The sequence below is a fragment of the Haloarcula amylolytica genome (genome assembly GCF_049705545.1).
In the GTDB taxonomy this organism is placed as follows: domain Archaea; phylum Halobacteriota; class Halobacteria; order Halobacteriales; family Haloarculaceae; genus Haloarcula; species Haloarcula amylolytica_B.
This window is the reverse complement of record NZ_JBNAMU010000001.1, coordinates 2,881,256-2,901,719: the sequence shown is the minus strand read 5'-3', so window position 1 is coordinate 2,901,719 and position 20,464 is coordinate 2,881,256. Positions and strand designations below refer to the sequence as shown.

The window sequence follows — 20,464 nt, the reverse complement described above, 5'->3', positions numbered from 1 at the left end:
TGCTGGTGGGTCGACAACCGGCGGTATGGACAAGGTGTTCGCGCCGTGGCGCATCGAATGGGTCGAACGCGAGGAGACGAACCCGGACGTCGACTGCGTGTTCTGTGCGTTTCAGGCGCAGGACGACGACCGGGCGAACAACCTCGTGGCGCGAAGCGACCACGCCTTCGTCCTCCTGAACAACTACCCGTACAATCCCGGACACGTGATGGTCATTCCCCACACGCACACCGGCGAGTACGGCGACCTCGACGACGAGACCCTGCTCGATCACGCCCGACTGAAACAGCGGACGTTCGACGCCCTCGAAACCGCGCTGTCCCCGGACGCGTTCAACGCCGGGCTGAACCTCGGCGGCTCCGCGGCCGGCGGCTCGATTGACGACCATCTCCATACCCACGTCGTTCCGCGGTGGAACGGCGACACGAACTTCATGCCGGTCATCAGCGACACGAAGGTCATCGTCGAGGCTGTGGAAGACACGTACGACCGACTCTACGCCGCATTCGCATCGCAGGACGGGACGACCGTTCCCGACGACGGGGCTATTCGCATTAGCTGAGGCGGTCGGTTCCGTTGGTGGTGGGGAGATCCCGTGGCGAGCTGCGCCAGTGTCGAAGCGGCTTTGACGGCGGCCCGACAACGAGGGAGCAATGTCACGCCGCGCGGCGCTCAGGCGGGTCGGCCTGCTCGTTCTCGGCGTCAATCTCCTCCTGGTTCTGCTGAAAGCCGGCGTCTGGCTCACCACCGGGAGCTTCGCCGTCCAGTCCGAAGCGGTCAACAGCGCCGCCGACACCGCCTACTCGCTGGTTATCGTCGCCGGGCTGTACCTGACGACGCGCCCGCCTGACTTCGAACACCCCCACGGCCACGAGCGCATCGAGCCGTTCGTCTCGCTTTTCGTCGCCGCCGGTATCTTCGCTGCCGGCGGGTTCGTCCTCTGGAACGCTGGCACTGCCCTGTTGACCGGGAACATCTCGGTGACACAGGGGCCAGCCGCCGTGCTCGTGCTCGCGTTCTCGGCTAGCGCGAAGTACGGCCTCTACCGCTACTGTCTCAGCGCGGGCACGGACCGCAACTCTCCGGCGCTCGTCGCGACGGCGAAGGACAACCGGAACGACATCCTCACCGCGGGGGCGGCGCTGGTCGGCGTCGCCGGCGCGATGGCCGGCTATCCAATTGCCGACCCGCTGGCCGCACTCGTCGTCGCCATCGGTATCATATACACCGGTATCGAGGTCGTACAGGACAACGTCACCTATCTCGTCGGTGGCGCACCACCGGAGGACCTCCGGCGCGAAATCCTCCAGCGCGCGCTCGACCACCCGCAGGTCCGGGGCGCACACGACGTCATTGCCCACTACGTCGGCCCCGAAATCGACGTGAGCCTCCACATCGAGGTGGAGGGCGACCTGACGCTGTTCGAGGCCCACGACATCGAGACGGCGGTCATCAAGTCCATTGAGGAACTCCCCGAGGTCGACGACGCGTTCATCCACGTCGACCCGAAGGAACTCGGCGAGTGGAAAGACGACGAAGAAGTGGAACGGCTTGCTGACCTGGAGTGACGTTTTATTAGCTGCCGTGCCATGTAATAGCATATGAGTGACGACTCATCACGGTTCACGCTCGGACGGCTGCTGTTCGGCCTCGGTGTGGCCCTCCAGGCCGCTGAGGATTTCCGTGATATGGAGGATGCTATCGAGTACGCTGATTCTGCGGGTGTCCCCGCGCCGGACCTGCTGGCCCCGCTGGCCTCGGGGATGATGCTGGTCGGCGGGCTGGGGACGGCATTCTGGCGGTTCCCCCGGGTTTCGACCGGTGCCGTCGCCACGTTCCTTGCCGTCGTGACCCCGACGATGCACGACTTCTGGAACGCCGACCCAGACGACCAGAGCGGCGAGCGCCTGGCCTTCTTCGGCAACCTCGCGATGTTCGGCGCGGCGGTAGCGTTCCTCCGCGAGGCCTACAGCGGCGACTGACGGCTCGGTCGATCCCGACTGAAAATTCGGGCTGACGGCCCGCTTAGTCCGCGATCTGCGCCCGCTCGATCGGCTCGCCGAAGGCGTAGACGGTGTTGTGGCTCGTGATCTCCACCTCGACCGTGTCGCCGATTTCGAGACCGCGCTCCTGTGCGTCGGCGATGACGACCTGCCGGTAGGCCTCGTCGTAGCCCACCAGCGACTCGTCGGTGCCGTCCTCGACGAGGAGGACTGAGGACGTGTGACCGACCATCTCCTCGTAGGCCTCGGCCATGAGCTCCATCTTCGCCTCGCTCATCTCCTTCGAGCGGTCCTTCTTGATCTGGCCGCCGAGCCCCTTCATATCGGCGGCGTCGGTCCCGGGCCGCTTCGAGAAGCGCGTGACGTTGATCTTTTCGGGCCGGGTCTCGCGAAGCAGCGCCATCGACTCCTCGTGGTCGGCCGGCTCCTCGGTCGGGAAGCCGACGATGAAGTCCGTCGACAGCGTCCAGTAGTCCAGGTGGTCGTCCAGCGTCTCGACGACCTCCAGATACTCCGAGACGGCGTGCTGGCGGCGCATATCGGCCAGCACGTCGTCACTGCCGGACTGGACCGGCGCGTGGATGAAGTTGTACAGTTCGTCGTGCCTGGCGAACACCCGGGCCAGTTCCTCGCGGACGCCGTGGAGGCCCTTCGGGTTCGCCATGCCGACGCGTACCCGGAAGTCACCGTCGATGTCGGAGCAGATGCGGTCGAGTAGCTCCGGCAGCAGGCTCGTCCCCTTGTTCGTGTCCCAGCCGTAGACGCCGGTGTCCTGGCCCGTGATGCGGATTTCCTTCGCGCCGGCGTGAACGAGTGCGCGGGCCTTCTCGACGTTCTCCTCGACCGACGGCGACTCGATTCGCCCGGTCGCCTGCTTGGTGATGCAGTACGAGCAGTCGGACATACAGCCCCGGGCGATGGGGAGGATGCCGACGACGCCGTTGAGCACCGTTTCAGTGTCCGGCGTGATTGTCGGACACTCGCCGTTGAGGACGTACTGGGGGACGTCGTCCCAGTGAAGCACCTCGGCGTCGATGTCGGCGCTCTGGAACTCCTCGCCCTGCGCGAGCGCCATACAGCCCGTGATGACGAGGTCTGCCGGCGTTTCTTTGTCGAGTTCTTTGGCCCGTGCGAGCATGTTGCGTTCGGTCTTCTCAAGCACCGTGCAGGTGTTGAGGATCGCCACGTCGGCGGACTCCGGCCCGTCGGCGGGGTGGTGCCCGCCCTCCCGGAGCGCCTGCTCGATCTGCTGGGTCTCACCTCTGTTCGAGGTGCACCCGTACGTCTCGATGTGATACCGGGCCATTCATCCAGACACTATCGCCAGGACGGCAAAAGGGCGACGGATTGGACCGGTCAGTAGCCGTCAGTTGTGTCCGCGTCGTCCCGGTCTGTCTGCGGTTCGGTCGGGGTTTCGCCCTCCGTTTCGGCCTGCCACTCCCGAACGATTGTATCGCCGCTAGAGGCACCGATACGCTCGGCTCCGGCCTCGAACATCGCCTCGGCGTCGGCCCACGACCCGACGCCGCCGCTGGCCTTCACCGGGAGGTACTTGCTGAGTATCTCCACGTCGTGGACCGTCGCGCCGCCCTCGCTGAACCCCGTCGCGGTCTTGAGGTACGCGGCGTCAGCATCTGCGACAAGCTGTCCGACCCGTTCGAGCTCGTCGTCGGAAAGCAGCGGCGCTTCGACGATGACCTTCACTGGCACCGGGACGCTAGCGACGACTTCCGTGATGTGGTCGCGGACGGCGTCGTCCTCGCCGGCCTTGAGTAGGCCGATGTTACACACCATATCCAGTTCGTCGGCCCCGGCGTCCCAGGCGAGTTTGGCCGCCTCGCAGACGCCGTCGGTCTGGCCCTGTCCGTGGGGGAAGTCGATGACGGCCGTGAGCGGGACGTTCGCGTACTCCGTCGCCAGTGGGAGCGCCCACGGCGGAATGCACGCCCGCATCCCGTACTGCAGCGCTTCGTCGAGGCAGGTCCGTACCTCGTCCGGCGTCGTCGTCGGTCCGAGGACCGTATGCTCGATGCGGTCTGGTACGTCGTCCATACCGCGAGGTGAGGCGTGGTGTCCACGTAAAGACGGCGGGCGGCAGCCGCGATGGTCGCTGCGGGCTTCTCGGTTCAGTTGCCTTCGAGACGGCTGCGAAAGGACCGTTGCTGTCGTCGATAATACCAATACCAGTCGCGTTCGGAAGTTTTTCCCTCGTCGGGGTCGGCGTGGGGGACATGGTACTGCCTTCGGGGTTAGCGCTCCCGCCGCTTGAGTACACCGTGGCGCTGCTTGCGGGTACGCTCGTGGTGACAGCGCTGTTGTACGCCCTCGAACCACCGGTCGACCAGCGGACCGTGGTCGCCCTGACGCCGTGGATGGCACTCGGCGGCGCGCTCCACGCGTTCCACCAGCCGCCGATAGAAGCCTACAGGCCCGTGGTCGCACCGCTGTTCGGCGCGCCGGCGGTGTACCTCACGACGCTGGTCACGCTGGGCGTCGTCTGGATCACGCTGACGCTGTTCAGTGTCCGACGCGGCCACAGCGAGACGATTTCGCGCAATCTGGGCCTCATCGGAACCGGACTCCTGACGGTGTTGCTCGTCATCGCCGTCGTAATGGCACTGGAGTCCGACCTGCTGGGACTCATCTGGCCGACCGTCGCCGTCGTCGTCGCAATCGTCGTCACCGCCGTGACGGTGCTCGCGGTCGCGCTGTGGCGTACGCCGGTGGTCGTTCGGATGCGCTATGCAGCCCCGACGGTCGTGTTCGCCCACATGCTCGACGGCGTCTCGACGGCGGTCGGTGCTGACATCATCGGCATCACGGAGCGAACCCCGATACCGGCCCGCATCATGGAGTTCGCCGGCACGCTCCCGACGGCCCCGTATCTCGGCAAGGGCTGGCTGTTCGTGTTCGTCAAACTCCTCGTGGCGATTGGGGTCGTCTTCCTGCTGGACGACTACCTCGAAGAGGAACCTGTCGAGGCAAGTCTCATGCTGGCGCTCGTGACTGCTGTCGGGATCGGCCCGGCCACCAACAACATCGTCCTGTTCCTCTTTATTCCGGTCTGAACGTAGCGATCTTTAGAGCGGAACGGCTCGGCCAGCGGTCTGTCTTGTTTTCACACGGTCAGAGCCGGAACCTGTCGTGCCGTTGACTATCTGACCACGCGACACAACGCTCATTGGTACCGCGAGCGAGGGGCGAAACGTGCTCGACTACCCCCTCTCGCAGTGGGCGTTCGTCTGTGTCGTCGCCGGCACAGTCGTCGGCCTGTTGTTGAACATCCCGATGGTGACACAGGACGAGGGGTACCTGCCCGCGTACGTCGCCGCGGCCGGACTCACCCGTGCCGACCCGGCCGCAGTGAGCCGTCCCCTCGCCGTCGGTGTCCATCACGGCACCGCCCTGGTCGCGGCGCTGCTGTACGGCGCGGTCGTCGCTGTCCTCTCGCTCGTGTTTCCGACAGCGATCTCGCTCAACGGCGTTCCGCTGATCCCACACGTCGTCGGTGCCGCGGGCGTCACCGCGTTCATTTACTACTTCTTCGCCCGCGTGGCCATGCCCCGCTTCGGCGGCAGTTTCCGAGATGATACTGACGAGATCGTCCAGCAGTGGGCGCTCACGGCGTTCATCTTCGGTACGGCGCTCGCGCTGTTCGTCCCGGTGCTCGTCACCTGGATGTGAGCTACGTGTTCCCGATCCGCTTCGAGAGGTTTCTGTAGGCTCCGAGATACAGGAACACGGTCGCAAGCAGCGCGAACGGGGCGACGAGAGTCCACGAGGGGCCGTCCGGCGTTCCCGCGTCGACGGTGTAGCCGGTTAGCAGTCCGAGGACGACCCCCGCAGCGACGGCGATACCCGCCGGCCCTCGCATCCGCCTGTCGAACAGCGAGATATCGTCTGCCATACGTCCTCTCTATCGGGCGTCCCACCTCACTGTTGCGACCGGCGAAAATCCACTGACTACTAAATAGTTCCGCCCGACGGACCTGTATGGCGAAACAACCCCATTTACTCGTCGAACCGGGAGACCTGACAGACATCGCGCTCGTGCCGGGCGACCCCGGACGCGTCGACCGCATCGCGGGCCTCTGTGACGACCACGAGGTCGTCGCGGAGAACCGCGAGTACAAGGTCGTCAACGCTACCTACGAGGGCCGCGAACTGACGATCTGTTCGACCGGCATCGGCTCGCCGTCGACGGCCATCGCCGTCGAGGAACTGGAGGCGGTCGGCGTCGAGACGCTCATCCGCGTCGGGACGACCGGGGCGCTCCAGAAAGGCATCGAGATCGGCGATATGGTCGTCGCCAACGGCGCTGCCAAGGACGAAGGGACGACCGGGCGCTACGAGTCCGACACCGTCCCGGCCGTCCCGGACTACGACGTGCTCTCGTCGCTGGTCGACGCCGCCGAGGCGAACGACGAGGACGTTCACGTCGGTCCGATCGCCACGGACGACGCCTTCTACGCGGAGACGGACGAGTACATCAACGACTGGGAGGCCGCCGGCCTGCTCGCCGTCGAGATGGAGGCCGCCGCGCTGTTCTCGCTGTGTCGTCGCAAAGGCCTGCGCTCGGGCGCTATCTGTACCGTCGACGGGAACCTCGTCGAGGGGACACAGAAGGGCGAAACCGAGGACGAGGAACTCCCCGAGAAAGCCAAGAACAACGTCGAGCGCGCCATCGAGATCAGTCTGACGGCGGCCACGTCGCTGTAGGCGTCGGAACTGTCGGACTTGTGAGAGCGTCCGTCGGGCTGTGCCGCGTGAGCGACCGGTCGCGCCGTTTCGCGGCGGAGGGCTTAACAGACCTTCTCCCCTGCAAAACTGTATGCTCGACCAGTTCCGGAAGCGACTCCGCGCGGCGGCCAGACGACTCCGGCGGGTCGAGCGCCGCGAACTACAGGACTTCAGGCGGTGGGCCGAGGTGACCGAAAACCTCGTCCATCTCTCCATGCTCGTGTTCGTCCCGCTGGCTATCGTGCTGGTGACGACGCTAGCGAACGCCGTCCCGCAACTGAGCTTTCTGCTGTTCCCCCCGCTTGCAGCGGGGTCGTACACGCTGTTCGTGGACCCGACGAGCAAGTACTCCGACCCGAAGCGGTTCGTCGCGGGACTCACCATCGGTGCTGTCTGTGGGCTGGGCGCACTCGCCGTCTCGAACAGCTACCTCACGGCCCCGGGCGGCCAGTTCGGCGTCAGCGCCCTCGGTGCCGGCCTCGCCGTCTTCGCGACTGGCGTGGTTACCTGGCCCCTCGACATCGAGGAGCCGTCGTCGTACTCCACCGCGCTGCTGGCGCTGCTGGTCGAACCGAGCCAGCGGGCGACGTTCGTCGCCAGCATCTTCGTCGCCAGTTCGCTCGTGGCGGCCCTCTTCGTCGTCTGGCGCGAGGAGTTCTACGAGCAGCGGGCGACGTACCTGTACGAGTCGATGTCCGGCGACGATCACGTCCTGGTCCCGATGCGCGGCGACTCAGCGGGGCAGACAGCGATGCTGGGCGCACGGCTCGCGGCTGCCCACGAAGCCGGTAAAGTCGTCCTGCTCGACATGGTTTCGGATGGCGACACCGCCACGACCCAGCAATCCCTCATGCGGGACACGATACAGCTAGACATCCGGTCGGAGAACGGGTCGGACTCGTCATCAGCACAGACTCGTCCTGTCGCTGACGGCGGTGACCCAGCCAACGCGTCGGTGTCACCCGACCGGACTGACCTCGAAGCGGAGGTCGACTGGCTGGAGACCCACGCCGACCGAATCGAGACGCGAACGGGCGTCTCCTGCCAGGTCGTCGTCGCGAGCGCCGACGGGTCGCCGGCGAAGACGACGCTGCAGACCGCGGCCGAAACCAACTGCGACCTCATCGTCGCGCCCTACGAGAGCCGACACGGGGCGCTGACGCCGTACTTACAGCGGCTGTTCCGGAGCAAGAGCGACATCGTCGTCCATCGGTCCCGGAGCGACCGGACCCGCTGGAAGCAGGTCCTCGTCCCAGTGCGGTCTGTCAGCGATGTGGCCCACAACATGGTCGATTTCGCCACGCGTCTGGCCGGTCGGAGCGGGCGGGTCGCCGTCGCGACCTGTATCGGCTCTCGCGGGGACCGCCGCCGGGCCGAAGAGATGCTCGCGGACCTCATCGAACCGTACGAAGGCGCGTTCGAGACGCGGGTCCCGCGGACGGACATCCAGACGTTCCTGTCCGATACCGCCCCGCAGTACGATCTGGTCATGATCGGGGCGAGCCGTGACCGGAGCAAGGCGTCGCGGTTCATCTCGCCGCCGACCTTCGAGCGGCTGGAGGACGTTGAGACGGACGTCGCTATCGTCGACCGCGGGCGGGCCTAGATATCTGCGTCGTCCTCGTCGCGCACGTCCAGCAGGTGGTCCGCGATGTTCTCCATCCCTTCCCGGCCCAGCGCGGACTGGACGATGAGATGGCCGCCCAGCACCGCCGGGCTGATGACCGTGTCCGCGCCCGCCCGGCGGAGCTTCTCGATGTTCTCGCGGTCGGTCGCCGCGGCGACGATGTTGACCTCGGGGTTGAGCGTCTTCGCCGTCAGTATCGCCAGCGCGTCCTGAGCGTCGTTGTTCGTCGCCGCGACGACGGCGGCGGCGTCTTCGATACCGGCCCGTTGCATCGGCTCTTCGTCGCTCGGATCCGCGGTCAGGACGGAGATGTCCCGTTGCTGGAGCCGCGTGGCCGTCTCAGTGTCCGGCGTAATGACAACGAACTCTATCGCGCCGGTCAGTTCCTCGATGATCGGTTCCGTCAGGTCGCCGTGGCCGAGCACCAGTACGTGGTTCTCGAGCAGGTCCAGTTGTGCGTCAGTCATGTTTCCGAGTGCCTCCGAAAGCCGCTTCTCGATTGCCGGGCCCAGCAGCGACCCCAGCGCGATGGCGAAACTGGCCGTCCCGAGGACGACCACCGACATGCCGAACAGTTTCGCCTGCTGGCTCTGTGGGGTCACGTCACCGTACCCGACAGTACTGGCCGTGACCAGCGTGTAATAGAACGCGTCGGTCGCCGTCGAAAGGTTGGCGAACTCGTCACGGAGCGCATACGAGCCGGCGGTCCCGTACATGAGCGAGCCCAGCAGTGCAGCGCCCGCGGCCAGTTGCGCTGTCGAGAGGTCGATCGGCCGGTCGAACCGCCGCCGGTTCAGCAGCATCGTCGGGAGCGAGAGCAGCGAGAGCACGACGAGCGGGATCGACACCGCCGAACTCGGCACGGGCCCGATAAACGGAAGCGACACCGCCGAGCTCTGCACCAGGCCCTGGATCGCCGCCACGGGAAGTAAGACAACGGTCGCGTACCACGCGATTCGCAGGCGGCGGCGGAGCCCGACGACACTAACGAGTAGGGAGAACCCCGTGAGCGCACCGGTGAAGCCGGCGGTCCGCTGGATGCTTCGCGGAATGAGGTCCCCGAGCGGCCCGCTGATCGACACGGCGCTGATGTTGACGACACCGGTGACAAACGACAGTACTGCCACCAGCACCGGCAACAGGATGGTCGCACGTGCCCCGAGCCAGTCCCGCGGTCTGTCCATACCCATCCAGATTACAGCGGTCGGTGTAAATGTACTGTCCGCGGGCCGGAAGCGATTTACTACCGGCCACGCAGGATGTGGACATGGCTTCGCTCCCGATTGAGGTGTTGATGGGGATCTATCTGGGGCTGTTGGTGGGAGTGATACCGGCGCTCGTGTCGTGGGCGCTGGGATTCAGTTTCAAGTATTTTACCGGCATTACCGTGCCGGGATTCGGTGTTGTCGTGCTGGCAATCGCACTGGCCGGCGTCAGCGGGGGCCTCATGTCACTGGCGGATAAGTCGATCACGCAGGCTCCCAACGCCGAGCGAATCATTACTGCGATCATCCTCGTCGGGATGGTGTCGTTGTATGCTCACAGCAAGGGCGACCAACTCGGGGCGAACTTCCCGAAACGGCTCTCCTTACAGGGGCTACGAGAGAAGAAACTCTCCGCGGACGTGGTCGAATTCGTCGGCGGCCGCGACGAGGTCCGCATCCGCGTTATCGGCGATGTGGCCGATATGGAGGGGTATCCCCCGCTCTCGGAGCCGCTCCGGGCCGAAATCCGCAACGAGGAGTGGCGGTTCCCGGCGGACCTCCGCATCGGCGAACTCGAACGCCGGATGGAGGAGCGCCTGAAATCGGAGTTCGACCTCGGCGACGCCTCCGTCTCAATCGACGAGCAGGGGCGAGCGACGGTCGTCGCCGCGCCGCCGTTTTCCGGCCTGTCGAAGCGCGTGGGCGACAACCGCCACGCCGTCTCGGTCGATGCGCTGTTGCCGACCGGGCTGGCCCGCAACGACGAGGTAACGGTGCTGACCGAGGACGCGCAGGTCCGGGGGACCGTCGTGAGTGCCCGGTCGGCTCCGTCGGCCGACGAGACGCCCGCGGAGACGCCGACGGAACCGGAGATAGCCGACGTCGAGGCACCCCCGATCCCTGTTCAGGCACCGACGACCGACGGCGGCGAGGGCCGGCTCACGGTCGCTGTGACCCGGACGGACGTGCAACCGCTCTTGCGGTCGGCCCAGCCGAAGGTCGTGGTCGAACCCCGCGGGACACACCGGGAGTACGAACTCGTCTCGCTGCTCCGCCGGGCCGGAAGCCGGTTCCGACGGCTCACGGTTCGCGCCGACGGCCCGCTGGACGGGACGACGCTCAGGGACGCTCACGTCCGCGAGGCCTACGACGTTGCCATCGTCGCCATCCGAACGCCGGACGGCTGGCAGGTCGCGCCACGCGGCGACGCGGCCGCCGAAGCCGGCGACGAACTGTACGCGATTGGCCGCCGCACCGACCTCGATGCCTTCGTGGAGGCGGTCGCATGACGCCGCTCGGTCCGGCACTGCTCGCACAGGTCGGTGCGAACCTGCAACTGGGGTCGGTATCACAGGCGCTGATAGAGGGCGTGGTGTGGCTGCTCGCTATCGCGGTCCTCGCCGCGACGCCGGCGGGCGCTATCGCCGTCTTCTACCGCTGGTACGTCCGCGAACGGATTCAGACCGGGCTGGCGCTCCTGTTCGGCCTGACTGCGGTCGTCCTCATCATCGGCGCGACGACCGCGCTCAGCGAGGTCATCCTCGGCGACGAGGAGGTGCTGGCGGCCGGCGCGGTCCTGTTGAATCTCGCCGCGTTCCTCGCCGGCGGCGTCGGGGCCTACGGCGGGATGCGCATCGGGGACCGACTGGGCGTCGACCTCTTCGCCGCGACTGGCGGCCGGAACATCGACGCCGACGTGAGCGAAATCGTCCAGACCGTCGGTCGCGTCACGTCCGTTCGCCTTCCCGAGGATATCGACGACATCATCGGCTACGACCCGATGCCAGACGAGACCAAAGAGACGCTCGCGGACCGGCGGTTCCTCTTCCCACGCCGGCTGACCAAAGACGAACTCAGGGACCGGCTGGTCGTCCGGCTCAAGACCGACTACGGCGTCGGCCACGTGGACGTCGAACTGGCCGACGACGGCACCGTCGACTACCTCGCCGTCGGTTCACGGGCGGCCGGTATCGGCCCGACGCTGCCGCCTTCGACGAACGCCGTCGCCATCCAGGCTGACCCGGCCCACGCCGCGAGCGCCGGCGATCTGGTTCAGGTCTGGGAGCAAGCGCCGGCGAGGCGCGTACTCACCGGCGAGCTCCGGGGCGTTGCCGACGACGTGGTGACAGTCGCTATCGACGCCTCCGACACGCCGAAACTCGACCCGCAAACCCAGTACAAGCTCGTCACGCTCCCGGTGCAGGACCGCTCCGACCGGGAGTTCGCCTCGTTGCTTCGTGCGGCCGACGAGACGATGGGCACCGCCACCGTCGAACCGGGGAGCACGCTCGACGGTGCGGCGGTCGGCAGTCTGGCAGTCACTGTGGTCGCGATTACCCGCGACGACCAGCAACCGGAGACGATTCCGTCCCGCGGCCGTGTCCTGGCGGCCGGCGACACTATCTACGCAATCGCCACGCCGGACGCGTTGCGGCGGCTGGAGCAAGCCACGGAAGGGACCATGACAGCGACTGTGACGGACGAGTCGGAAGACGATACTGATGACGAGGACGGCCAGTCAGGCGCGTCTGACCCGGCTGTTGGAACTGGGCAGACTGACGGGACGGCTGAACCAGCGGCCGACACGACTGATGCCGATGCCCACGACAGCGCGGGGGATGTCGACGCGGCCGAGACCGATGCCGAGGATACGACCGACACCGACGCTGACATAAACAGAGCTGACACCGACACTGCCGGTGAACCGGCTGACACCGCCGCTGAGGATGGGGCGGCTGATACTGCTGCTGACGCTGGCCTGGCTGATATCGGCGCTGAAAACAGGACAACCGAGCCTGGCGATGAGTCCCCGGACGACGATCCGTTGGCGGCGCTTCGGAACGCCGATGTGGAGGACGCGGTCGACGAGCTGACTGCGGACGAGGCGTTTGACGACCTGCCGGAGGACGCCGGCGACGACACCGTCGAGGTGTGGGACCCGGAAGAACGGATCGACGAGGCGGACGGCGAGCCTGCTACTGAGGAGGCCGGTGACAGCGATCCGGCGGACTCCGAAGCGTCGGCCGAGGGCGGAGACGGCATGGACGACGAATCGACCGCTGGTGACGACTCGGAGAAGTCAAACTGAGAGGCGGGCCTCCCTATTGCTGGATGCACGCCGTCGCCGGCCGCCCTTCTCCTGACCGCCCGAACGGACCGGACACACCGCGGTCCGGAACCCTCTTTTGCCGGACGCCCGGAGTACGGCTATGGAGTGGAAACTGTTCGCACACCTCCGGGACGCGGCCGACGGCCAGTCGGTCAGCGTCGATATCGAGGGCGAGGCCACGGTCGAAACGGCGCTCGATGCGCTGCTCGCGGCGCGACCGGCGCTCGCCGAGGAGGTACTCGACGAAGACGAGGAGTTGGCCGACCACATCCGCGTGCTCGTCGACGGCGAAGACCCGTTCGCCGCCGCCGATGGGCTGGCGACGGCAATCGATGAGGAGACCGAACTGGCGCTGTTCCCGCCGGTCAGCGGCGGTTGATACGGATTGTCGGAGCAGTATTCCGGTACGTGTCGACTCTGGAGTCGGCACTATCCCGAAATAATTTGCGACAACCAAGTGATGAGGCCTGTCGGCCGGATCAGTTTTCCAGCGCGCCCGCCACCGTCACGTTCGAGATGACGATTCGGACGCCGTCTTGATACTCAGTATCGAGGGTTACGTCCCAGCCGTGGGTCCGGGCGAGCATCCGCAGGTTCGGGAGTGTCATCCCGGCTTCGGCGTCCGGCATCGCGCCGCCGTACTCGAAAAAGGCCTCCGCCGCTGTCTCGCCCGCCGGGGTCCCGTCTTCGGTGATGACGATCTCGTCGGCCTCCCGCTCGACGGTGACCGTCGACGCGTCGTTGTGGGCCGCGAACGTGAACCCGCTCTCGAAGAGGTCCCGAAGGCGGGTCGGGTCGGCGATTATCTGTCCCTCCACGTCGGCCGCCATTGTGAGACCGTTCGTGTCGGCACGGTCCCAGGCTCCGTCGATGACCGTCTGGAGGTCGACAGCCGTCGTTTCGTCGATTGTCTGCCCGTGTCGGGCCAGCGTCGCGAGTCCGTCCACGATTTCGGACATCCGCTCGGCCGTCTCAGACGTCGACTGGAGGGATTCTTTGGCCAGATCGACCTTGCCGCGGTTCAGCGCGTCACCGGCGACCGAGACGCGGCCGGTGATTATCTGCAGCGTGTTCAGAAGTTCGTGCCTGATCGCGGTGGCGAACCCCTCCAACTGCTCGTTTTGCCGATCAAGTTCCCGGCGGCGTCGCTCGCTTTCGGTCACGTCGGTGAACACGAGCATCCGGCCGATATCGACCTGTCCCAGCGAGAACGAGGTGTCGCTGACGAGGTAGTACTCAGTCCCGCCGTCCCGGTTCCGCTCGAGAATCTGCTCGTCCGTTTGCAGGATCTCTGAAACGGCCGGCAACACCGTATCAAGCTGCTGCCCGCGGCTCCCGGCCAGTGCCGGGAAGAGCCGTTGCGCCTCACCGTTGGACTCCTTGATGCGGTGCCCATCGTCGAGATACACGACAGCCTCGTCGACGCCGTCGGTCAACTGCACGGCGAGGAACGCCTCGTCGTACACGTAGAGGACGCCGAACGCGAACAGCGCGACGCCGAGCGGCTCGTGGTTGATGTCGAGCAGGATATCGCTGACGTACCCGACGATATCAAGCACCGCCGGAATCGCCGTGATGCCGACGAGAACGCCGAGCGGACGGGTGTCGTAGTCCGCTTCGAGGAACAGTTCGAGCAGCATGAAGAAGCCGACGGTGACGAGCGCGTAGGAGAGTCCCGTCACCACCCAGTGAAACACACCGTGTGTGATCGCCAGATGCGGGAACGGGTCGGCAACGAACTGTGTGGCGAAGTAGAGCCCGTGCAGCGGATTGGTCAGTTTTACCGTGACGACAGCGAGGTACACGCTCACGGCGACCACGCGGTACGGTCGGTTCCGGTGGAAGGCCCGGCCGGTGTACGCCGAACAGAAGTACAGCCACGCGCCGACCGTCGCGAGGCCGACGACGAGGCTGCCGAGGTAGAACGCGTAGCCCAGCGTCCCCGGCGTGAGCAGGAAGCCCAGTTCCAGCGCCGCCCAGCCGCCGCTACAGAGGAGGAGCCCGACCATCCCACGGCGGGTATCGGGGTCCTCGATACGGGTCGCTCTGCGAAGCCCGACACCGCACCCGACTGCCGCGAGGGCAAACGCCGCGATGTACGAGAGAAATGCCGGCGAACTCCCAACCAGATCCATCTACGAATGGTTCGGCTGATCGGTCAATGAGTGTTATGTCCGTGTTCTCGATTCTGATAACTCTTCGAGGCCGTCGATCTCGAACACGAAGTCCGGGCGGTCGTCGATGTTCCCGCCGGCGTACGCGGCCTGGGCCACGTGGCGTGGTGATTCGGGGATGAGGACGCGCGTCGCATCGACACCGAGGGTCGCAGCGTCGGTAGCTATCGCAGCGAATAACGCCCGCGCGGCGTCGACGTCGCTCCACACCCCGACCGCGTACTCCGCGAGCCGGTCGCCGTCAGCTTCGGTCGTCCGGACGCGACAGGCCATCCCCCGTGGCTCGTCGTCGCCGACGGTCAGGACCGCCTGCTCAGTCGCCAGTTGGTCGAGCGCCTCCCGCGTCAGCGCCGAGAGCGCCCAGCTCTCACCGCTGTCGAGTGCGAGCCCGGACAGCACGTCCCGGCCGTCGCTTTCCTGCCAGTAGCCCCACGCCGCCGCAGGTTCGCGCCCGACGTCCATCTCGGACGTCTCGTCCCGTGGCTCGGGGTGTACCCAGCGGAACGACGTGACCGGTTCGAAGCCGGCGGCGAGCGACTGTCCGAGTCCGGCCTCGTTCCAGGAAAACACCATGTTCCGGCCGACTGACGCGCCGGCGTCGGCCGCCCACTCGATGAGGCGCTCGGTCAGCATCGTCCCGAACCCCTTCCCCCGGTGGGCCGGGTCGACGCGCATGCCCTGGAACCATGCCTCGGTATCGGTGAGCATGACGGCCTGACAGAGGGCAACGGCGTGGCCGTCAACGTCGACGACGAGGGTCTTCCGGCCCGGGCCGTCGGCGTCGACCCAGTCGTGGAACACGTCCGGGATGTAGTCGGCCATCGCGCGGTCGGGCCAGACGTCGCTGGTCAGCTCGACAACGTCGTCGTAGTCGTCGTGACGGGCCGTCCGGACAGTCGGCGACATGTGGGCAGCCTCTCCCGCGACGGTGAAAAAGGGTCGCGTCGGTGCGCCAGTCGGGGATACCACACCCCCTCGCAGGCTACCGCATCAGGCTCGGTGCTACAGCCACGGCGTCGAGCGCTGCTGAATCTCGCCGGCCAGCGGCTCCTGTATGGTGGCGGCCACGTCGTCGCTGTTTGCCAGCGCCCACATGAGCTTGACCTTCGCCGTGCCGGGGAGCATGTCCTCGCCCTCGATGACGCCGGCGTCGAGCAGGTCCCGGCCGGTGTCGTACACGCGGTCACAGACCCGTCCTTCGAGACACTGGCTGGTCATGACCACCGGGATGTCCAGGTTCTCGATAGTCCCGATCCAGTCGGTGTTGACGTGGCCCAGCCCGGTCCCTTCGATGACGATGCCCTCGCTGCCCTCGGCGGCCGCTTCGAGCAGTGCAGTGTCCATGCCCGGCGAGAACTTCACGAGTTCCACGTCGGTCTCGATGTCGTCGTGAAGCGCCAGGTCGACGCTGCCTCGTTCGGCGTACTCCCGGCGGAACGTCACCGTGCTCTCGCCGTCGATGTCGTAGTTGACCTCGCCCAGCGGCTTCGCGCCGACTGTCTCGAAGGCGTCCCGGCGCGAGGTGTGGTTCTTCCGGACGCGAGTGCCCCGGTGGAGCGCACAGCGGTCGTCGGATTCGTCGGCGTGCATGCAGACCAGCACCTCCGCGCAGTCGCTCGTGGCGGCTTCGACCGCGGAGACGGCGTTCATGACGTTGTCCGAGGACGGACGGTCGGCCGACCGTTGGCTGCCGGTAAAGACGATGGGGACCGGCGTGTCGAGCATGAACGACAGCGCCGACGCGGAGTACTGCATCGTGTCGGTGCCGTGCATGACGACGATGCCGTCCGCGCCGGCCTCGATCTCCTCGTGGACCGCCTGCGCGAGGTCCTGCCAGACCGCCGGGGTCATGTTCTCAGAGAGGATGTTGGCGACGACGCGGCCGCGGTAGTTCGCCATCCCAGCCAGGTCCGGCACCGCCCGCAGCACGTCTTCGGCGTCGAACTGGGCCGTCACCGCGCCGGTGCGGTAGTCGACCGTCGAGGCGATGGTTCCGCCGGTCGAGATGAGCGAGACCGTCGGCAGGTCGTCGTCGAACTCGATTTCGGACGTCCCCTGTTCGTCCTGTGCGCTCTCGACGTCGTACACGTCCGACTCCAGCACGTCGACGGATGCGTCATCGCGGTCGATACCGACGTTGTACCCGCCGTCGAGTTTGACCACGAGGTGGTCGGGCGTACTCGACGGGAGCAACACGCCCTCGTAGGTCTGGGCCGCGCGCTCGACGCGGACCCGGTCGCCTGCGTTCATGCGCGGCACTTTCCGCCGGTGGGACTTGAACCCACTCGTTTCGGCGAGCGCTCTCAGCCACGCGCCGGACCTGGCGACCGGCCGGCGGTTGGGGCGCTCGCCGCGGCTCTGGTCCGGGATATCTACGTCCGTTACTGCGAGTTACAAACGCTATCAGACCACAATGTTATCCCACTAGACATTCTCCTAACAAGTATGGCAGACAACAAAAACGGCCGTGAAGCCCAGGCCCAAAACGAGGAGCGCCGCCAGCGGGAGCGCGCTATCGCTGAGGAGCTTGAGCGCGCGGACGAACCCGAGCCGCCGGTCGACCCGGCGGAACTCGCGTACTTCGAGACGGAACTCGAAACGCTCGAATTCCCGGCGACAGCGGCTGACGTGGTCGCTGCGGTCGGCGATCGGGAAATCGAGTCCACCGAAGGGACGTACACCGTTGCGGACCTCCTGCCCGATGCGGAGGTCGAGTCCTTCGAATCGCCGGCCGAGGTCCGGACGCGGGTCCAGCGGCCGACGGTCGCCGGGGCGATGAAACGCGTCGTCGAGGCCGCCGACGAACACCAGAGCGCGTCGTTCGGGGCCTCACAGCGCGACGGCTACGAGCGGACGTTCCGGGAACTGAAAGCCATCGACGCGGATGACGACGACGAGGGTATCCGGGTCATCGCCGACTGGATTATCGAGCGCATCCACGAAAAAGAGAAGCTCCCGGGGTCCCGCGAGGTCCGCCGGGAAGCGGCGAAGTTCTGCCGGTCGAACGGTTACTCGGTCCGCAACGACGAGTGGCTCGGTATCTGAGCGACACGCCGCCATACCCCTGATTGCTGGCGGACCCCACAAGGACCATACTACTCGCGGTCCCACACTCCGTATGGCCGAACGAACCGAGGAACGGACCCGCGACGCGGACGCGCAGTCGGGCAGTGACCTCGGCGTCGATGTCGGCGTGACGGAGTCGGCGGAGACGGACGTCGCTGTCGGGGAATCGCGCGGAGCGGAGTCTTCTGTCACCGACTCCACCACCAAAGACAGTGGGAGCTACTTTTCGCTCCGAGCGCTGTTGTTCGCCTTCGGTGCGGTCGTCGGCGGGATGGTGCTCGGCGGGCTGATACCGATCATTCCTGCCACCGAACTGCTTGGCACCCTGCTGGGTGGGTTCGTCTACGGGCTACTCGCCAGCGAACGCCGGTATCTCGAAACGGGGCTCGCAGGTGGCATCAGCGGCGGTGCGATGGCCTTTCTATCACTTGTCCCACAAATAGCCGCAGGGCTGAACGGCACCAGACTGTTCGCTATCGCCGGCGGTGTCAGCCTCGTACTCGCGCTCGTCGGACACTACTTCGGTCGTGACCTGCGGAGCGGGCTGACGAAAGACATAGAGTGAGCTAGCTGCCACCGCTCTAACAGCAGTCACTTGTCGCGTTAGACGATTTCCCAGCCGTCGTCGGTCCGTTCGACCACGTCGTCCTCTGCAAGCCGAGTGAGCGCTTCCTCGACGATTTCCGGCGGGGCCTCGATCTCTCGGGCCAGTGCCGGGACGGTGTCGATACCGTTCGCGAGTCCGCTGACCAGTTCTGCGTACAGCCGTCCGTCGCCGTTCTCGAAGCCGGAGTCGATGCGGTCCCGAACGTCGGTTATACGGGCCTGGACCCATCGCTGGGCCAGCGACAGTTCGTTCTCTAGCTGCTGGAGATGCTCCAGTTCCTGCGCTAAGTCGTGAAAGTCCCCGTCGGACGCGGCCCCCACGTCTATCGAGAGGTGGCGGCAGGAGGGCATCTCGAACTCGGGGTTTGCCGGATAGGCGCTCTTGGTACCGAACTCGTAGGGGGAGACACGGACCTCCAGGCGGAGATTCCGGGCGATCGAGAAGTACTTCCGGCGTTGGTCGTCCGTCCGGGAATCGATGAGTCCGGCGTCTTCGAGCTTCTGGAGGTGGTCGATGACCGCTTTCGGGCTGACGCCGATGTATTCGCTGATTTCCGTGACGTAGCAGGGTTTGTGTGCGAGTAGTTTGAGAATCCGCCGGCGGTTGGCGTTTCCAAGGAGATTGAGTAACTCGGCGGAGTCCATCGATACGTAGGTAGCGGGTCACGGTTCAAAAGCATGACTCTCGTCGGGCGGTTTGCTGGTGCGTCGCTCGGCTACGCTACCTGGTCCATCCACGACGTGTTCTGTGAGCCGCTGTTCCCGTTCCCTTGGCCACTTCCGCCATCACCGCCCTGTCCGCCACTGTCTCCCTGCCCGTTATCGTTTCCCTGGTTGCCTCCATCATTCGCGTTATCGCTGTCACCGTCGGAAGCGCCGCCAGAATCATCCGTATCGTCACTATCGGAGGTGTCATCAGAGCCATCAGAACCATCACTGCCAGAACTGTCGTCCGAATCCGAGGTATCTGCTGAATCATTCGCCCCATCACTGTCAGAAGCGCCCTCTGAATCGGTGCTGCCTCCCGCGGAATCGTCACCGCTGTCGCTTCCATTCCCGTCGCTGTTGCCCCTGTCGCTGCCTTGTTCAGGCCCGTTTCCCGCTCCCTGCGTTGTGTCGTCGGACTCCCCGGTTTCGTTTTCGCTGTCGTCAGGCCCGTCGTCCGGTGGTCCTTGGTCGCTCTCGGTCCCCTGTCCGGGGGCATCAGGCGGTCCCTGTTGGCTTTCGTTCGCACCCTGCTCGGACGTATTGGCTGGTGGGCCTCGTTCGCTCTGATTGACCCCAACGTCGTCGGGCGGCCCTTGCTCACTTCGGTTGACTCCGGCGTCGTCCGGTGGTCCCTGCTCACCCGGGGCGGCGATATCTGGTGGCCCGGCGATGCCGCGAGCAATCGACGAGACCTGCTGGCCGGAGAGCTTGCTGGCGTTCTGTTTCAGACGCTCCAGCGCGCTGTCGTTCACGCCGGCCTCCTCGGCGGCCGTGCCGGTGTCGTTAATCGCGGTCTGCAGGCCCGCTATCTCTGCGGTGAGCCGGCTCTGCTGGGCCACGTAGGCCTGCTCCGAGAGCGAACCGTTCTCGTATCGCTGTTCGAGCGTCGCGTTACGCTCCTGGAGCCGTTCGAGTCGCCGTTCGAGCGACTCGGTCCGGTCCGTGACTAGCTCGGCCCGTTCGGTTCCGTTCGATTGGTTGTATGCCGACCGCCACATCCCGTTCTCGACGGTGTCGTTCGCGGCAGCGGAGTTCGACTGCAGGAACGCTGTGAGTTGCGTCCCCATCCCGCTAGTAGAGTCGTTCTGCGTGGCCACTGTCTCCGTCGCGGTCTCCTGCGCTGTCACGGCCGGGAGGCCGACAGCGACAGTCCCGACGATGACCAGCACTGTGAGGAGCGTGGCCTGGCGTGGGCTCATTCGTACCACTACCTCTGCCCTCCCACG

The 20,464-nt window shown here is 66.1% G+C and carries 21 protein-coding genes; 12 read left to right on the top strand and 9 right to left on the bottom strand.

Going from position 1 to position 20,464, the window contains the following annotated elements; translation table 11 throughout:
• Positions 1-25 precede the first annotated feature (25 nt).
• From ACOZ4H_RS15215 to ACOZ4H_RS15205, 3 genes are all read left to right on the top strand, one after another.
• Entirely contained in the window at positions 26-562 is a 537-nt protein-coding gene (locus ACOZ4H_RS15215) for an HIT family protein (RefSeq protein ID WP_424330071.1), read from the top strand.
• A gap of 91 nt (positions 563-653) precedes the next feature.
• Positions 654-1,568 carry a cation diffusion facilitator family transporter gene (locus tag ACOZ4H_RS15210; protein ID WP_424330070.1) on the top strand — a complete coding sequence of 305 codons (915 nt, stop codon included), beginning with the start codon at positions 654-656 and terminating at the stop codon, positions 1,566-1,568.
• Positions 1,569-1,601: 33 nt separating this feature from the next.
• Positions 1,602-1,982 carry a DoxX family protein gene (locus tag ACOZ4H_RS15205; protein ID WP_424330069.1) on the top strand — a complete coding sequence of 127 codons (381 nt, stop codon included), beginning with the start codon at positions 1,602-1,604 and terminating at the stop codon, positions 1,980-1,982.
• 43 nt (positions 1,983-2,025) lie between these two features.
• On the opposite strand, the gene ACOZ4H_RS15200 is transcribed toward ACOZ4H_RS15205, so the two are convergent.
• On the bottom strand, positions 2,026-3,309 hold the full coding sequence (locus ACOZ4H_RS15200) for a tRNA (N(6)-L-threonylcarbamoyladenosine(37)-C(2))-methylthiotransferase (protein WP_424330068.1): 1,284 nt from the start codon (positions 3,307-3,309) through the stop codon (positions 2,026-2,028).
• A gap of 50 nt (positions 3,310-3,359) precedes the next feature.
• Entirely contained in the window at positions 3,360-4,055 is a 696-nt protein-coding gene (gene deoC / locus ACOZ4H_RS15195) for a deoxyribose-phosphate aldolase (protein ID WP_424330067.1), read from the bottom strand.
• A 179-nt stretch (positions 4,056-4,234) separates the two neighbouring features.
• Between deoC and ACOZ4H_RS15190 the strand changes: the two genes are divergently transcribed.
• Positions 4,235-5,071, top strand: coding sequence for a DUF63 family protein (locus ACOZ4H_RS15190; RefSeq protein ID WP_424330066.1), 837 nt, complete (start codon positions 4,235-4,237; stop codon positions 5,069-5,071).
• A 139-nt stretch (positions 5,072-5,210) separates the two neighbouring features.
• Positions 5,211-5,687: a hypothetical protein gene (locus ACOZ4H_RS15185; protein ID WP_424330065.1), complete on the top strand. Its 477-nt coding sequence runs from the start codon at positions 5,211-5,213 to the stop codon at positions 5,685-5,687.
• Position 5,688: 1 nt separating this feature from the next.
• Here the strand turns inward: ACOZ4H_RS15185 and ACOZ4H_RS15180 are convergent, their stop codons facing one another.
• On the bottom strand, positions 5,689-5,910 hold the full coding sequence (locus ACOZ4H_RS15180; protein ID WP_424330064.1) for a hypothetical protein: 222 nt from the start codon (positions 5,908-5,910) through the stop codon (positions 5,689-5,691).
• A gap of 86 nt (positions 5,911-5,996) precedes the next feature.
• Between ACOZ4H_RS15180 and ACOZ4H_RS15175 the strand changes: the two genes are divergently transcribed.
• Positions 5,997-6,722 (top strand): nucleoside phosphorylase, encoded by a 726-nt coding sequence (locus ACOZ4H_RS15175; RefSeq protein ID WP_424330063.1) that lies wholly within the window; start codon positions 5,997-5,999, stop codon positions 6,720-6,722.
• A 112-nt stretch (positions 6,723-6,834) separates the two neighbouring features.
• Positions 6,835-8,349, top strand: a complete 1,515-nt coding sequence (locus ACOZ4H_RS15170; protein WP_424330062.1) for an HPP family protein — start codon at positions 6,835-6,837, stop codon at positions 8,347-8,349.
• On the opposite strand, the gene ACOZ4H_RS15165 is transcribed toward ACOZ4H_RS15170, so the two are convergent.
• The gene (locus tag ACOZ4H_RS15165; protein WP_424330061.1) at positions 8,346-9,554 is read right to left on the bottom strand and encodes an NAD-binding protein; all 1,209 of its coding nucleotides are present in this window, start codon (positions 9,552-9,554) and stop codon (positions 8,346-8,348) included. The genes ACOZ4H_RS15170 and ACOZ4H_RS15165 overlap by 4 nt on opposite strands.
• A 29-nt stretch (positions 9,555-9,583) precedes the next feature.
• On the opposite strand from ACOZ4H_RS15165, the gene ACOZ4H_RS15160 reads away from it, so the two are divergent.
• The 3 genes from ACOZ4H_RS15160 (at position 9,584) to ACOZ4H_RS15150 (ending at position 13,063) form a co-directional block, all read left to right on the top strand.
• Entirely contained in the window at positions 9,584-10,864 is a 1,281-nt protein-coding gene (locus ACOZ4H_RS15160; protein ID WP_424330060.1) for a potassium channel family protein, read from the top strand.
• Positions 10,861-12,663, top strand: coding sequence for a TrkA C-terminal domain-containing protein (locus ACOZ4H_RS15155; protein ID WP_424330059.1), 1,803 nt, complete (start codon positions 10,861-10,863; stop codon positions 12,661-12,663). The genes ACOZ4H_RS15160 and ACOZ4H_RS15155 overlap by 4 nt, the downstream gene beginning before the upstream one ends.
• A gap of 121 nt (positions 12,664-12,784) precedes the next feature.
• Positions 12,785-13,063, top strand: a complete 279-nt coding sequence (locus ACOZ4H_RS15150) for a ubiquitin-like small modifier protein 1 (protein WP_424330058.1) — start codon at positions 12,785-12,787, stop codon at positions 13,061-13,063.
• A 100-nt stretch (positions 13,064-13,163) separates the two neighbouring features.
• On the opposite strand, the gene ACOZ4H_RS15145 is transcribed toward ACOZ4H_RS15150, so the two are convergent.
• The 3 genes from ACOZ4H_RS15145 to gatD form a co-directional block, all read right to left on the bottom strand.
• On the bottom strand, positions 13,164-14,819 hold the full coding sequence (locus ACOZ4H_RS15145) for a histidine kinase N-terminal 7TM domain-containing protein (RefSeq protein WP_424330057.1): 1,656 nt from the start codon (positions 14,817-14,819) through the stop codon (positions 13,164-13,166).
• A gap of 33 nt (positions 14,820-14,852) precedes the next feature.
• A complete protein-coding gene (locus ACOZ4H_RS15140; RefSeq protein WP_424330377.1) occupies positions 14,853-15,764 on the bottom strand; it encodes an N-acetyltransferase family protein in 912 nt (303 codons plus the stop codon).
• A gap of 96 nt (positions 15,765-15,860) precedes the next feature.
• Positions 15,861-17,108: a Glu-tRNA(Gln) amidotransferase subunit GatD gene (gatD, locus tag ACOZ4H_RS15135; protein ID WP_424330056.1), complete on the bottom strand. Its 1,248-nt coding sequence runs from the start codon at positions 17,106-17,108 to the stop codon at positions 15,861-15,863.
• Between the two features lie 195 nt (positions 17,109-17,303).
• On the opposite strand from gatD, the gene ACOZ4H_RS15130 reads away from it, so the two are divergent.
• Together ACOZ4H_RS15130 and ACOZ4H_RS15125 are read left to right on the top strand one after the other, a co-directional pair.
• Positions 17,304-17,903, top strand: a complete 600-nt coding sequence (locus ACOZ4H_RS15130; protein ID WP_424330055.1) for a DUF5789 family protein — start codon at positions 17,304-17,306, stop codon at positions 17,901-17,903.
• Between the two features lie 73 nt (positions 17,904-17,976).
• A complete protein-coding gene (locus ACOZ4H_RS15125) occupies positions 17,977-18,489 on the top strand; it encodes a hypothetical protein (RefSeq protein ID WP_424330054.1) in 513 nt (170 codons plus the stop codon).
• Between the two features lie 38 nt (positions 18,490-18,527).
• Here the strand turns inward: ACOZ4H_RS15125 and ACOZ4H_RS15120 are convergent, their stop codons facing one another.
• Both ACOZ4H_RS15120 and ACOZ4H_RS15115 read right to left on the bottom strand, forming a co-directional pair.
• Positions 18,528-19,175 carry an ArsR/SmtB family transcription factor gene (locus ACOZ4H_RS15120; RefSeq protein WP_424330053.1) on the bottom strand — a complete coding sequence of 216 codons (648 nt, stop codon included), beginning with the start codon at positions 19,173-19,175 and terminating at the stop codon, positions 18,528-18,530.
• A 71-nt stretch (positions 19,176-19,246) separates the two neighbouring features.
• Positions 19,247-20,437 (bottom strand): hypothetical protein, encoded by a 1,191-nt coding sequence (locus ACOZ4H_RS15115; protein ID WP_424330052.1) that lies wholly within the window; start codon positions 20,435-20,437, stop codon positions 19,247-19,249.
• Between the last annotated feature and the right edge of the window lie 27 nt (positions 20,438-20,464).

Bases quoted from the DNA above. Each gene is read 5' to 3' on its own strand.
- ACOZ4H_RS15215 (WP_424330071.1), top strand. From the start codon at position 26: ATGGACAAGGTGTTCGCGCCGTGGCGCATCGAATGGGTCGAACGCGAG.
- ACOZ4H_RS15210 (WP_424330070.1), top strand. From the start codon at position 654: ATGTCACGCCGCGCGGCGCTCAGGCGGGTCGGCCTGCTCGTTCTCGGC.
- ACOZ4H_RS15205 (WP_424330069.1), top strand. From the start codon at position 1,602: ATGAGTGACGACTCATCACGGTTCACGCTCGGACGGCTGCTGTTCGGC.
- ACOZ4H_RS15200 (WP_424330068.1), bottom strand. From the start codon at position 3,309: ATGGCCCGGTATCACATCGAGACGTACGGGTGCACCTCGAACAGAGGT.
- deoC (WP_424330067.1), bottom strand. From the start codon at position 4,055: ATGGACGACGTACCAGACCGCATCGAGCATACGGTCCTCGGACCGACG.
- ACOZ4H_RS15190 (WP_424330066.1), top strand. From the start codon at position 4,235: ATGGTACTGCCTTCGGGGTTAGCGCTCCCGCCGCTTGAGTACACCGTG.
- ACOZ4H_RS15180 (WP_424330064.1), bottom strand. From the start codon at position 5,910: ATGGCAGACGATATCTCGCTGTTCGACAGGCGGATGCGAGGGCCGGCG.
- ACOZ4H_RS15175 (WP_424330063.1), top strand. From the start codon at position 5,997: ATGGCGAAACAACCCCATTTACTCGTCGAACCGGGAGACCTGACAGAC.
- ACOZ4H_RS15170 (WP_424330062.1), top strand. From the start codon at position 6,835: ATGCTCGACCAGTTCCGGAAGCGACTCCGCGCGGCGGCCAGACGACTC.
- ACOZ4H_RS15165 (WP_424330061.1), bottom strand. From the start codon at position 9,554: ATGGACAGACCGCGGGACTGGCTCGGGGCACGTGCGACCATCCTGTTG.
- ACOZ4H_RS15160 (WP_424330060.1), top strand. From the start codon at position 9,584: ATGTACTGTCCGCGGGCCGGAAGCGATTTACTACCGGCCACGCAGGAT.
- ACOZ4H_RS15155 (WP_424330059.1), top strand. From the start codon at position 10,861: ATGACGCCGCTCGGTCCGGCACTGCTCGCACAGGTCGGTGCGAACCTG.
- ACOZ4H_RS15150 (WP_424330058.1), top strand. From the start codon at position 12,785: ATGGAGTGGAAACTGTTCGCACACCTCCGGGACGCGGCCGACGGCCAG.
- ACOZ4H_RS15145 (WP_424330057.1), bottom strand. From the start codon at position 14,819: ATGGATCTGGTTGGGAGTTCGCCGGCATTTCTCTCGTACATCGCGGCG.
- ACOZ4H_RS15140 (WP_424330377.1), bottom strand. From the start codon at position 15,764: ATGTCGCCGACTGTCCGGACGGCCCGTCACGACGACTACGACGACGTT.
- gatD (WP_424330056.1), bottom strand. From the start codon at position 17,108: ATGAACGCAGGCGACCGGGTCCGCGTCGAGCGCGCGGCCCAGACCTAC.
- ACOZ4H_RS15130 (WP_424330055.1), top strand. From the start codon at position 17,304: ATGGCAGACAACAAAAACGGCCGTGAAGCCCAGGCCCAAAACGAGGAG.
- ACOZ4H_RS15125 (WP_424330054.1), top strand. From the start codon at position 17,977: ATGGCCGAACGAACCGAGGAACGGACCCGCGACGCGGACGCGCAGTCG.
- ACOZ4H_RS15120 (WP_424330053.1), bottom strand. From the start codon at position 19,175: ATGGACTCCGCCGAGTTACTCAATCTCCTTGGAAACGCCAACCGCCGG.
- ACOZ4H_RS15115 (WP_424330052.1), bottom strand. From the start codon at position 20,437: ATGAGCCCACGCCAGGCCACGCTCCTCACAGTGCTGGTCATCGTCGGG.